The sequence below is a fragment of the Oceanicaulis sp. UBA2681 genome (genome assembly GCF_002354675.1).
Lineage (GTDB): Bacteria > Pseudomonadota > Alphaproteobacteria > Caulobacterales > Maricaulaceae > Oceanicaulis > Oceanicaulis alexandrii.
The window spans coordinates 183,031-196,245 of record NZ_DEMB01000012.1 but is presented as its reverse complement, the minus strand read 5'-3'; the positions used below and the strand labels follow the sequence as shown (position 1 = coordinate 196,245).

Here is a 13,215-nt window from a genome sequence, read left to right as displayed (position 1 = left end):
GCGAGGCTTGAGAAGAGCGGCAGATCCGCCAATGCCGCCGCGGGCGCGTCATCGCTTTCCAGCCTTTTGAGAATCTCCGTCGCGCGCTTCACAGCTGCTTTGGGCAGGCCGGCGCGCTTGGCGACTTCCACCCCGTAGGAGCGATCCGCAGGGCCCTGCTGGACCTCGTGCAGGAAGATCAGATCGCCTTTCCATTCCTTGGCCTTGAGCGAGCAATTGCCCGCCGCGTCCAGCTCTTCGGCCAGGCGTGTCAGCTCATGATAGTGGGTGGCGAACAATGCCCGGCTCTGATTGATCTCATGCAAGTGTTCGACTGCCGCCCAGGCGATGGACAGGCCGTCAAAGGTCGCGGTGCCACGCCCGATTTCATCCAGGATCACCAAAGCGCGCGGCCCGGCCTGGTTAAGGATGGCGGCGGTCTCGATCATCTCCGCCATGAAGGTCGAGCGTCCGCGGGACAGATCATCGGCTGCGCCGACGCGCGAGAACAGCCGATCCACCAACCCGATCCGCGCTGATTTCGCCGGCACATACAGACCCGCCTGCGCCAGGACCGCCATCAGCGCGTTCTGGCGCAGAAAGGTCGATTTACCCGCCATGTTCGGTCCGGTGACCAGCATCAGGCGCGGATGATCCCCACCCGCGCCGTCCAGATGGCAGCCATTGGGCGTGAAGCGACCCTCGCCGGATCGTTCCAGCGCGCGTTCGACGACAGGGTGTTTGCCGCCCTCGATATCAAAGGCGAGGCTGTCATCCACCTGTGGGCGCTCCGCGCCGGTTTCCTCAGCCCAATGAGCGGTTGCGGCGGCCACATCCAGCCCCGCCAGGGCTTCGGCCGCGCGTCGGATGGGCGCATCCAGCGTTTCGATGCGCGCGCGAAAGGCGTCAAAGAGTTCAAGCTCCATCGCCAGGGCGCGCTCGCCCGCCTGGGCGATTTTCGCCTCCAGCTCGCCCAGCTCTGGCGTGGAGAAGCGCACGGCGTTCGCCATGGTCTGGCGGTGGATAAAGGCGGTGTCGCCCATCAGGGCGTCGGCGTTTTTCGCACTCACCTCGATGAAATAGCCCAGCACATTGTTGTGTTTGACTTTCAGCGCGCTGACGCCGGACTGCTGGGCGTAGGTCGCTTGCAGACCCGCCACCACGCGGCGCGATTCATCTCTCAGTCCGCGCGCTTCATCGAGCGCCGGGGTCCAGCCCGGCGCGACGAAGCCGCCATCACGCGCCAGAAGCGGCGGTTCCGCCACCAGCGCCTGATGGGTTTCCTGCACTAGGCGCGCCAATTCAGGATTTTGCGCCAGCGACAGGGCGTCGAGCGCCCGGTTGATCGGCGCGGGCGGGGCGTTCAGCGAATCCTTGGCGAAGCCGGCGATCAGCTTTTCGCCCTCTTTCAGCGCCCGGCTCAATTGCGCCAGATCCCGCGGCCCGCCGCGACCCAGAAGCAAACGCGACAGACACCGCGCCGGATCCCCCGCCGCTTTCAGTCGTTCGCGCGTTTGTTCGCGCAGGTTTCGATTTTCCAAGAAGAAGTGCGCCGCATCGAGCCGACCCTGAATTTCGGTCAGGGACATGGACGGGCGCGCCAGCCGGTCCGCCAGCAGACGCGCGCCGGGCGCCGTCAGAGTGCGGTCGATGGCGTCGATCAAAGACCCTTTGCGTGATCCCTGCAGCGTGCGATCGATCTCAAGGCTCATCCGGGCCGCGGGATCAATCACCATCGCGGCGCCGGACGGCAGGCTGAGCGGCGGGCGCAGGCGCGCCGGAGCGCCTGCCTGTGACAGTTCGAGATAATCCAGAAGTGCGCCGAGCGCAGACAGCTCGGCCTTTGTGAAGGCGCCAAATCCATCAAGGCTTTGGACGTTAAAGCGCTGCTTGAGGCGACGCTCGCCGGCGGCTGAGTCAAACTTGGCCCGAGCGCGCGGCGTGATCACCGCATGAGGCGCCAGATCTGACGCCAGCTTGGCGTCCTCGTCAGAGCACAGCACTTCAGACGGGTTGAGCGCGGCCAGTTCCGCCTCCAACCCCTCATTGCCGACGCGCATGCTGGCGAACTCACCGTCGGACACATCCGCCCAGGACAGGGCGCACTCACCCGTCGCCAGGCGCGCGATGGCGGCGATGCGATTGGCGGCGCGGGCCTCAAGCAGATCATCTTCGGTCAGCGTGCCAGGGGTGACGATGCGGGTGATGCCGCGTTTCACCACCGATTTCGCGCCGCGCTTCTTGGCTTCGGCGGGGTCTTCCATCTGCTCGCCGACGGCCACCTTGAAGCCCGCCTTGATCAGACGCGACAGATAGACGGGGGCGTTGTGGACGGGCACGCCGCACATGGGCACGGGTTCGCCCTGGTGCTCGCCGCGCTTGGTCAACGCGATGTCGAGCGCTTCGGAGGCGCGCACGGCGTCGTCAAAGAACAGCTCGTAGAAATCGCCCATGCGGTAAAACAGCAAGGCGTCCAGCGGCGCTTCGGCGCGCAGCTCCAAAAACTGCACCATCATCGGCGTCCCGCCCTCAGGGGTCGGGAAAGCGCGGGCGTTCAGGGCGATCGGATCGGCGTGTGACGTCATGGGCGCAAGGTAACCGCGCCGCCGCCCGCCGCAAGTGTGACAGCGCGTGATTTGCTGTACGCCGCGAAGCGGCTAGTGTGCAGGTCCACACCTGTCCACCGCCCTTTTTTCCGGATCCGCCATGACTGACCGCCGCTCCCGTGTCGATGACGAAGAAGCCCTGAACTTCCACCGTTTCCCGAAGCCCGGAAAACTGGCGATGACCGCCACCAAGCCCATGGCGACCCAGCGTGATCTGTCGCTGGCCTACAGTCCGGGCGTGGCTGCGCCGGTCAAGGCGATCGCCGAGGATCCTGACCTCGCCTACGATTACACCTCCAAGGGCAATATGGTCGCCGTGATCTCCAACGGCACCGCCATTTTGGGCCTCGGCGATCTGGGCGCGATGGCGTCCAAGCCGGTGATGGAGGGCAAGTCGGTGCTCTTCAAGCGCTTTGCGGATGTGGATTCCATCGATATCGAGGTGGATGAAAACGATCCTGAAGCCTTCATCGAATGCGTGCGCCGGTTCGGCGCCAGCTTTGGCGGCATCAATCTGGAAGACATCAAGGGCCCCGATTGCTTCATCATTGAAGAGAAGCTGCGCGAGCTTCTCGATATCCCGGTCTTTCATGATGACCAGCACGGCACGGCGATCATCTCCGCCGCCGGGATCATCAATGCATGCGAGCTGTCGGGTAAGGATATCAAGGCGCTGAAAGTCGTCGTGAACGGCGCCGGCGCCGCCGGCATCGCCGTGCTCGAATTGCTCAAAGCCATGGGCGTGCAGCACGACAACGCGATCCTGTGCGATTCCAAGGGCGTCATCTACAAGGACCGCGACCACGGCATGAACCAGTGGAAATCCGCCCATGCCGCCGACACGGATGCGCGGACGCTGGATGAGGCGATGAACGGGGCGGACTGCTTCATCGGCCTGTCGGTCAAGGGCGCGGTGACCAAGGAGATGGTGCGCTCCATGGCCGCTGATCCGATCATTTTCGCCATGGCGAACCCCGATCCCGAAATCACGCCCGAAGAAGTGCGCGAGGCGCGTTCTGACGCGATCATGGCCACGGGCCGGTCTGATTATCCCAATCAGGTCAACAATGTGCTGGGCTTTCCCTATATCTTCCGCGGCGCGCTGGATGTTCGCGCGCGCACCATCAATGAAGAGATGAAGATCGCTGCCGCCAAGGCGCTGGCCGAGCTGGCGCGTGAAGACGTGCCCGATGAGGTCGCCGCCGCCTATCACGGCGCGCGCCCGACCTTTGGTAAGGAATACATCATCCCCGCCCCGTTTGATCCGCGCCTGATCAGCCATGTGCCGCCCTATGTGGCGCAGGCGGCGATGGAGTCCGGCGTGGCGCGCAAGCCGATCTCGGATATGGAGCAATACAAGGCGGCTCTGGCGCGCCGGCTCGATCCCACGGCGGCGATCCTGCAATCCATTCAGGATGATGTGCGGGCGGGCGAGCGCAAGACGATCGTTTTCGCTGAAGGTGAGGAACCGTCCGTCATCCGCGCCGCCTACGCCTTCCAGAACCAGGGTCTGGGCGAGGCGATCCTGATCGGTCGTGAAGAGACCGTGCACGCCAATATGCGGCTTCTGGGGGTTCAGTCCGACGCCATCCGCATCGTCAATGCGCGCCTGTCTGACAAGAACGCCGACTATGCCGACTTCCTGTTTCATCGCCTGCAGCGTCAGGGTTATCTGCGTCGCGACGTGCAGCGCCTGGTCAATAATGACCGAAACGTCTTCGCCGCCTGCATGCTGGCGCTGGGCGATGCGCACGGCATGGTCACTGGCGTCACGCGCAACTACGCTCAGGCGCTGGGTGATGTGAAACTGGTGCTCGACACGGCTGAAAATGAGCGCGTCATGGGGATGAGCCTGGTGCTGTCACGCGGACGCACGCTGTTTATCGCCGATACCAACGTCACTGAATTCCCGAGCCCTGAAGCGCTGGCGGACATTGCGGTGGAGACGGCGGCGGCGGCGAAACGCTTCGGCGTCACCCCGCGCGTGGCCTTCCTGTCGTACTCGACCTTCGGCAATCCGTCTGGCGACCGGGCCGACGCCATCCAGAAAGCGGTCGGCTATCTTGATGAGCGGGGCGTGGATTTTGAATACGAGGGTGAGATGAACGCCGATGTGGCGCTGGATCCTGACCATCGCAGGCTCTACCCGTTCTCGCGCCTCACCGGCCCGGCGAACGTGCTGGTCATGCCCGCCATTCACTCCGCCTCCATCGCCACCAAGATGATGCGCGCCGCAGGCGGCGCCACCGTTTTGGGGCCGATGCTGGTTGGGCTGGAAAAACCGGTTCAGATCGCGCGTCTGGGCGCCAGTGTGAACGACATTCTCACCCTAGCGGCGTTGGCCGCGCATGACCTCTCAGACGAGCGGGCGGAGAAGGCGCCGGAGTGATTACTCCGCCTTTTCGCCCTCGGCGGCGTTGTCGGCGGTGCGGCGTTCGGCGAATTTAAACTGTCCCTTCGCCGCCATCGGCCCCCATCCCAGCACCAGCCCCAGCAACACGGCGGCGGGCACGGTCCAGCCCGCGGTCAGGATAAAGAACCACACCCAGCCCACCTGATCAGCGAGCACGCCGGAAAAGCCCGCCATGAATTTGGGCAAGAGGGCGTAAAAGGAACTCAGGAGCGCGTACTGGGTGGCGGCGTTCTCCGGGTCCACAAGGCTCGACAGGTAGGCGATGAACACCGTCGTGACGAACCCGCCCGCCAGGTTGTCGCCGACCACCGCAATCGTCAGCTTGCCCAGATCGTCAGGCCCCGCCGTGGCCGCCAGCCACGCATAGGCGCCATTGGTGATCAGGGTGATCACCAGACCGATCACCAGCGCCCGCATCATGCCGAAGCGCAGGCTGGCCAGACCGCCGAGGAACAAGCCTGTCATGGTCGCGATCAGGCCCGGCCCGCCTTGAATGCCGCCTACGGCGTCACGTGCGAAACCCAGATCGGAATAGAGCGGCGCCGCCATCACACCCATGGTGAAATCACTGATCCGATAAAGCGTCACCAGCAACAACACCGGCAAAAGCCACCAGCCGAGCCGCCCCATGAATTGTTTGAACGGGTCGACCACCGCCTTGACGATTTTCGTTGGCAGGGACCCGGTCAGGGCATGCTTGTACGTCCCCGTCGCGGGTTCTTTCATAAAGAAGACCAGGCCCGCAGACAGCGCCATGGCCGCGGCCATGGCCAGGAAGGACCAATCCCAGTCCGCCCATTCGGAGATCGCGAGCCCGAGCCCCGAGGTCATGTAGGCGACGCGGTAGCCAAGCGAATAGGCGGCGGCCATATTGGCCTGCATGTCATTGGGCGCGCTTTCAATGCGCCAGGCGTCGATGGCTACATCCAGCGTGGCGCTGGAATAGGCGAGCAGGAAGGCCGCGATCGCCACGGGCGCGAGGCCTTGGGTGGGATCGGTCTGGGAGATGATCACCAGAGCGATGACCGTGCCGGAAATGGCGGTGACGATCCAGGATCGGCGGGGCCCCAGAAGTTTGGCGAGGAATGGAATCTGCACCCGGTCAATGATCGGAGCCCAGAGGAATTTGAGGGTGTAGGACAGCGTCACCCAGTAGAAAAACCCGATGGTGGAGCGTTCGATCCCGGCGTCGCGCAGCCAGTAAGACAGCTTCTGGAACACCATGTAGAGCGGCAGGCCGGAGGCGAAGCCCAGCACGATCATCGAGAGCATGACCGGGGTGAAATACACCCGCACGGTTTGCGCCCAGCTGCGCGCGGGCGGGTCTGTTTGCACGGTCATGATGATCCCTCGTCTGGTGCTAACCGAAACTGGCCCGGTTTTGCGGGGCGCACAAGCCGGTGAGGATCTCGATCAGGGCCTGGGGCTGCAAGGGCTTGGTCAGGAACGCGTCCATGCCGGCGGTCAGACAGGCTTCGCGGTCGTCTTCAGTGGCGTTCGCGGTCAGCGCGATCAAGGGCAGCGCCGCGACCGGGCTCTTGAGGCTGCGAATGGCGGCGGCGGCGTCCAGCCCGCCCATTTCAGGCATGCGCATATCGAGGAGCGCGGCGTCAAACTGGCCGCCCGCGACGGCTTCCAATGCGGCGCGGCCCGTATCGACCACCGCGACCACCGCGCCCAGACGGGTCAGAACCGTACGCGCGATCATGGCGTTCACCGGGTCGTCTTCGGCCACCAGAATATTGAGCCCATCCAGGGCGCGATCGGGCACGCTGGGAGCGGGAGGTTCTTCGGGTTCGATCTCAAGCCCTTGGGCGTAAGCGGCCAGCGAGCTGAGCCGGACCGGCGAGACCAGCCAGCCATCAATGCCGGGCGGACCGTCCTTGTGGGTGAAGCGGTCCTTGGTGCGCGGTTCGGCCAGCACCAGAATGCGCAGATCGGGCGCCAGCGACTTGAGCGCGGGGGCCTGGTCGGCCCAGTCCGCATCCAGGATCAAGGTGGCGGCGTCCTCGGTCTGGGTCACCAGATCGGAAATGGCGTAGACCGATGCTGTCTCAAGCGCCTGTCCGCCCAGGGCCTGCGCTTTCAAGGACAGCGCTTCGCGGCGAATGTCGGAGGGCGAGGCGATGATGATGGTGCGGTCCGCCAGCGGGCGTTCGGTCGGCGGCGGCGACACGGCGGGGGCCGGAAAGCGCGTCCAGAACACCGCGCCCTGGCCGGGTTCGGAACTGACCCCCACATCGCCTTCCATGGCCTCGGTCAGGCGCTTGACCATGGCCAGGCCCAGCCCGGCGCCAGGGGTGGCGTTATGCTCCGCCGCGCCGCGCTCGAAATGCTTGAACAGACTGGATTGATCGTTCTTGGCTATGCCGGGGCCGGTATCCTTGAACGCGAGGCTCAGCTCGCCTCCATGATAGCTCGCCTGCACCAGAACGCCTCCGGTTTCGGTGAACTTCACGGCGTTGCCGCCCAGATTGAACAGGATCTGCCGCAAGCGGGCGGGGTCGGCGCGAATTTCAGCGGGCACGTCAGCGCTGATGGCGTGGGCGAGCGCCAGCCCTTTTTCCGCCGCGCGGGTCGAGAGGATTTCGCACGCATCTTCGATCAGGCTGCGCAAATCGACCGGTTCGGCCCGCAAGGTGAGGCGTCCCGCCTCCAGCCGTGACAGGTCCAGAATATCGTCGATCAGGTTCAGCGCATGCTGGGCGCTCGAGCGCACCGCTTCCAGGTAAGCGGCCTGGTCGGGATGAAGGCCGCTGTCCTTCAACAGCGCTGCGGCGCCCAGCGCGCCCGATAGGGGCGTGCGCAATTCATGGGTGACCGAGGCGAAGAACACGGACTTGCCTGCCGCGGCTTCGCTGGCCTCGGCGCGTTCGCGGCGTTCGTCGCTGACATCGCGTCCAATGGCGACGGTGCCGCCAGTCTCAAGCGTGGTTTCCGACCATTCAATCCAGGCCGCTCCGGCCCGTGTGCGCATCGCGGCGTCATACCGCCGGGCCTGGCCTGACGAGCTGAGCGCGGGGGCGACGGCGAACCAGCGCCCGATCCAGTCCGAACGCGTGCCGCCAAACGCATTGAGAAAGGCGGTGTTGACCTCGGTCACGCGTCCCGAGGCGTCCCGGGCAAGCACGAGCTCCGCCATCGCGTCCAGAAGACTGCGCTGAGCGGTCGTATCTTCGGCGGCGGGGTCCCATTCACGCGTCATGAACCTTGTGTACGCGCCGCGCGTTAACGAAGCGTCGAAAGCGACGCCGATCCTTTCATGGCGGCGGGAGTGGAGACCGCCTGCCCTTGCGAAGCGGCGCGGCGGGCGCTCAGCGCTTCGGCCACATGGATGCGCCGCACCTGTTCGGATTGATCCAGGTCCGCCAGGGTGCGCGCCACCCGCAAAACACGGTGATAGCCGCGGGCGGTCAGCCCCATCGCCTCGCACGCGCGTAACAGGAGCGCGCGCCCCGGTTCGTCAGGGCTGGTGTGCCGGTCAAAGGCTTCGCCGCTGAGATGAGCGTTCAGCGCGCCGCGTTCGTTCTGGATGGCGCGGGCTGCGGCCACGCGCGCCGCAGCCTCCGCTGTGCCTTCAGGGGCGGGGGGCAAAGCCAGATCCGCCGGCGTCACGGGCGGAATGTCGATCTGCAGGTCGATCCGGTCCATCATCGGGCCAGATACGCGGGCCTGATAGCCTTGGGCGCATTTGGGGCCGCGGGCGCAGGCCTGACCATTTTCGCCCGCCCAGCCGCAGCGGCAGGGATTCATCGCTGCGATCAGTTGGAAACGGGCGGGATAGGTGACGCGGGCGTTGGCGCGCGCCACGGCGATTTCGCCGGTTTCCAGAGGTTGGCGCAGGCTGTCGAGCACCTGAGGGTGAAATTCGGGCAATTCGTCCAGGAACAGAACGCCGTGATGCGCCAGGGACGCCTCGCCAGGCCGGATGCGCGTGCCGCCGCCCACCATCGCCGCCATGGAGGCGGAATGATGCGGCGCGCGAAACGGGCGATTACGCGACAGGCGCCCCCGATCAAGCAGGCCCGCCACCGATTGCACCATCGACACTTCCAGCAGTTCTGACGAGGTGAGCGGTGGCAGAAGGCCGGGCGCGCGGGAGGCCAGCATGGATTTGCCAGCGCCGGGCGGGCCGACCATGAGAAGATTGTGCCCGCCCGCCGCAGCGACTTCCAGCGCGCGCTTGGCGGTTTCCTGTCCGCGAACTTCACGGAGATCCCGGCACGGATCAGCTTCGATCAGATCACCTGGCGCTGGCCGGGACAGCACCTGTCCGCCCTTGAAATGATTGACCAGCTGGATGAGCGAGGCGGGCGCCAGGATAGGCAGCTCGCCGCCAGCCCAGGCGGCTTCCGGCCCGCAGCTTTCAGGACAGATGAAACCCAGATCCTTTTCTTGCGCCAGCATGGCGGCTGGGAGTGCGCCCGGCGAGGGCGACAATCCGCCATCTAGCCCCAGTTCGCCCATCACCAGATGCTCGGCCAGCATGTCCACGGGCAACACGCCCATGGCGGCCATCAAGCCCAACGCGATCGGCAGGTCGTAATGGGCGCCTTCTTTGGGGCGGTCGGCGGGGGCGAGATTGACGATCAGGCGCTTGGACGGCAGCGACAAGCCGACGGCGGCGAATGCGGCGCGAACCCGTTCACGGCTTTCTGCGACCGCCTTGTCGGCCAAGCCTACGATCATGAAGTTGGGCATGCCGCCGGCTATCTGGACCTGAACGTCCACCAGCCGCGCCTGGGCGCCGTCGAAAGCGGCGGAGTATGTGCGAATGCCCATGGCGCCCTCATTCAATGAATCTGATTACTCAAACAACACGGTTAACGCGAGTTATCCACAATACGCGGAACAGAGATGTTCAAAACAGGAACATTAATAGAATAAGTGACGATTAGGGGTCAACCTATAGGGGAATTTTTTTCTATGTGACGCGTTTCAGGATGGCTTTGCAACCCAAACCTTAATCACTTCCAGGCCCGCTCAAGCCTCGGGATCAGCAGACAGATCACAGGCCTGCGCCTGTTGCGCGCCGCGCGCAGGCAAGTTGGGCGTGACGTCGGGGGCCCGTGTGAGAACCACCACACGCTCAACACCCTCCACCAGCGCAGCGTGGGCGGCGGCGCGATCACTTTCCGCAGAGCTGCGCGCGAAGCCCAGCAGATAGACGACGCCTGAGTGAGTTTCGATATTGAAATTGAGGCTGCGAATGGCGCTGTCGGACGCGAGTCGCGAGCGCACTTGCTGGGTGATCCAGCCGTCTCGCGTGGCGTTTGCAAGGCCGCGTCGCCCGCCCAGTTCGATCTGATTGGAGACCGAGCGGACGCTCTGAACGGACCAGGCGAGGCATTCAGCATACACCCGGTCTTCAGCGCGCGGTGCGCGTCCGGTCAATAACGCGACGCCTTCAGTGATCTCCACGTCCACGCCGTTGAGCGCGTAGCCCTCGGCGCGCAGCATGGCCGATTTGAGCGATACTGAGGCGTTGAAATCATCAACCTGCCGTCCCACCGAACGCCCGGGTTGAAACGCCGCACAATTGGTCAGGAGCACAGTCGCAAGAACAAGAAGGACAATTCGGATCACGGTCATGAGATTTGTCTTTCTGTGGGAGACGGAGACGGTCAATTTATCCCCGGGACGTGAGAATTGGGTTAACCGAGCGTTACCGCTTCAGCTTTTATCCCGATCAGATCAGCCCGACCAGATTCTCAGTCTCGATCATGAAGGCGCCTTTTATATGGCGCGGCCAACCGTGTTCGGGCCAGGCGATGACGTCAAAACGCGGCTGCAGGGCCGCCAGAGCGTCATGACGGCTGCGCCACAGGGCGGCGGCGCGGATCAGCCGGCGTTTCTGATAGGGCGTGACGGCGGTCAGCGCATCGTCAAGACTGACCCGATTTTTGACCTCGATAAAGGCCAGAACCGGTCCGCGACGCGCGACCAGATCAAGCTCGCCGACCCCGGTTCGCGCCCGCTGATCTAGGATGCGCCACCCTCTGAGCTGCAGCCAGAGCGCACTGAGCGCTTCGCTGCGCCGACCTCGACGTTCCGCGTTGCGTCGGGCTTGTGTCATGACCGCGTCACCCGCTGCGCGCATGCTTGCCCCTGACGCAGCCGGGGGTTAGCTTCGGCGCGGACAAAGGCGGCGCCGCACTGCGCCGGTCGGGGGGAAGAGGTGGCCGTCATGGTTGAAAGCTTTACACCTATAGCGGGCAAGGCGCGAGTCGGCTCAGCTCTGGCGGCGCTGGGCGCCGCGCTTCTGCTGAGCGCTTGTACGGCCTCTACGCCCAGCGCACCGATCCAGACCGTGCCGGATCGCCCGGTCGTGGGCGCGCCGCCGCCGCCAGCGACACTGCCGGTCGAACTGGCTGATCGTGGATACACGCCTGCCTTTCTGGAGGGTGAGCCGGATCTGGTGAGGGTCGCGCTCTTGCTGCCATTCAGCGCGTCGTCTTCCGCAGCGCGAAACGAAGCGGCGCAATTGCTGCGCGCCGCAGAGCTGGCGATCTTTGAACGCGGCGGGACCAATCTGGTGCTTTTGCCAAAAGATACGGCCGGAGATCCAGCAACGGCCCGTACGGCGGCCGAATCCGCCATTTCAGACGGCGCTGATCTGATCATTGGTCCCCTGTTTCAGGACGCAGTCGCCGCCGCAGGCCGTGCCGCACGCGACGCGGACGTGCCGATGCTCAGCCTGTCCTCCTCCAGCGCCGTGGCCGGTGACGGGGTGTATCAGCTGAGCTTCCCGCCCGATGAAGAGGTGCGGCGGGTGACCGAGTATGTGGGCGCGCTGGGCGCGACCCGTTTCGCTTTCATCGGCCCGGCCTCGGCCTATGGCCAGGTCACCCAGGCCGCCTATGCAGAAACCATTGAAGACTTGCTCGGCGAGTTTCCGCTGCCTGAAACGGTGATGCTGGAAGAACCGGTGTCTGATGAGGAAGACGCAGAGACGATCATGGTCGAACGCACATTCGACACGGGCCTGGTCGCCAGCCAGTTCTATGATGGCGGCGTGTCGGCGATGACGGAGGCTGCGGCCCGTCTGGCGACTGTTGGCGTTGAAGAACTTGATCCCGCCCAGGCGGCGATGATGAGCGGCGCGAATTGGGCGCCCTCTCCCGGGTCAGCTTTCCAGGTGGTGCTGCTGCCCGAGGGCGGCGATCAACTGCGTATGCTGGCGCCGGTGCTCTTGTATCAGGATATTGATCCGCTTCTGGTGAAGTTTGTCGGCACCGGCCAATGGCTTGATGACTCCCTGGCGCGAGAACCAGCGCTGGCGCATGGCTATTTCGCCGGACCTGATCCTGAGGCCCGCACTCGCTTTGAACAGGTCTTTGAAGAGTATTATGGCGCAACGCCGTCTCGTCTGGCGGGGCTTGGTTATGACGCCGCTTCGCTGGCGGCCTTGCTGGCCGAGGGCGGTTATGGCGCAGATCGCCTGACCGGGGCGGACGGGTTTGTCGGCGTGGACGGATTGTTCCGCTTCCGTGAAGACGGCACGATCGAGCGCGGCCTCGCCGTGTATACAGTCCGTGGCGGGGGCTTCCGGGTTCTCGACCCTGCGCCGGAACGCTTTGGTCCGGCCGACATGTCTGATGATGACATGTCTGGCGCGGACACGATGGATAAGCCTGTCACAGACCCGGCTTTCTAGGCGTCGAAATCGGGGATCAGCGCTTCGGCGACATGATCGGCGAATGCGCGCCCGGACTCTGTCAGGACGAGCCATGATCCGGTTTGCGTGATCAGCGACTGGGCTGTCATGCGCTCAAGCCCGTTAGGGTCAGGTCTCAGCCCGGTGCGCGCGAACAGGCGATCAAGGTCCATACCATCCTCGGTGAGCCGGATGCCCATCAGCAAACGTTCAGTCAGCTCCGCCTCGGCGTTCAGCTGCTCGCGCTCATGAGCGTCTCCCTCGGCGACGCCCGTGATATACGCGTCCGGGCGCAGTCGGGCCGCTGCGCCTTCTCGTCCGCCGCCATCGAACCCGCCCGTGCGTGAATGCGCGCCCGGCCCGATTCCGATCCAGTCTTCGCCTTCCCAATAGAGCCGATTATGCACCGACTGATCGCTCCGGCTCCGGGCGTGATTGGAAATCTCATAGGACGGCAGGCCTGCCGCCGCGCAGACAGATTGCGTTAGGGCGTACATGTCCGCAGCGGCGTCATCTGTGGGCGGCGTGAGCGAACCGCGTTTCAGTTTGCGCTCGAAGGC

The 13,215-nt window shown here is 64.7% G+C and carries 8 protein-coding genes and 1 pseudogene; 2 read left to right on the top strand and 7 right to left on the bottom strand.

Annotated elements, in window-relative coordinates:
• The coding region (mutS, locus tag B3M53_RS10480) for a DNA mismatch repair protein MutS (protein ID WP_286800370.1) at positions 1-2,564 on the bottom strand (2,564 nt) is incomplete at its 3' end.
• A 121-nt stretch (positions 2,565-2,685) separates the two neighbouring features.
• Here mutS and B3M53_RS10475 point away from each other — a divergent pair.
• Positions 2,686-4,974 (top strand): NADP-dependent malic enzyme, encoded by a 2,289-nt coding sequence (locus B3M53_RS10475; RefSeq protein ID WP_273019819.1) that lies wholly within the window; start codon positions 2,686-2,688, stop codon positions 4,972-4,974.
• On the opposite strand, the gene B3M53_RS10470 is transcribed toward B3M53_RS10475, so the two are convergent.
• The 5 genes from B3M53_RS10470 to B3M53_RS10450 form a co-directional block, all read right to left on the bottom strand.
• On the bottom strand, positions 4,975-6,339 hold the full coding sequence (locus tag B3M53_RS10470; protein WP_273019817.1) for an AmpG family muropeptide MFS transporter: 1,365 nt from the start codon (positions 6,337-6,339) through the stop codon (positions 4,975-4,977).
• 19 nt (positions 6,340-6,358) lie between these two features.
• On the bottom strand, positions 6,359-8,203 hold the full coding sequence (locus B3M53_RS10465; protein ID WP_022700910.1) for a response regulator: 1,845 nt from the start codon (positions 8,201-8,203) through the stop codon (positions 6,359-6,361).
• 23 nt (positions 8,204-8,226) lie between these two features.
• Entirely contained in the window at positions 8,227-9,780 is a 1,554-nt protein-coding gene (locus B3M53_RS10460; protein WP_273019815.1) for a YifB family Mg chelatase-like AAA ATPase, read from the bottom strand.
• Between the two features lie 201 nt (positions 9,781-9,981).
• Positions 9,982-10,590 (bottom strand): BON domain-containing protein, encoded by a 609-nt coding sequence (locus tag B3M53_RS10455; RefSeq protein ID WP_273019813.1) that lies wholly within the window; start codon positions 10,588-10,590, stop codon positions 9,982-9,984.
• A 97-nt stretch (positions 10,591-10,687) separates the two neighbouring features.
• Positions 10,688-11,074: a YraN family protein gene (locus B3M53_RS10450; RefSeq protein ID WP_273019811.1), complete on the bottom strand. Its 387-nt coding sequence runs from the start codon at positions 11,072-11,074 to the stop codon at positions 10,688-10,690.
• A gap of 111 nt (positions 11,075-11,185) precedes the next feature.
• On the opposite strand from B3M53_RS10450, the gene B3M53_RS10445 reads away from it, so the two are divergent.
• Entirely contained in the window at positions 11,186-12,655 is a 1,470-nt protein-coding gene (locus B3M53_RS10445; protein ID WP_160092931.1) for a penicillin-binding protein activator, read from the top strand.
• Here the strand turns inward: B3M53_RS10445 and B3M53_RS10440 are convergent.
• A pseudogene (locus B3M53_RS10440) lies at positions 12,652-13,215 on the bottom strand (coproporphyrinogen III oxidase); the annotation flags it as partial. The gene B3M53_RS10445 and the pseudogene B3M53_RS10440 overlap by 4 nt on opposite strands.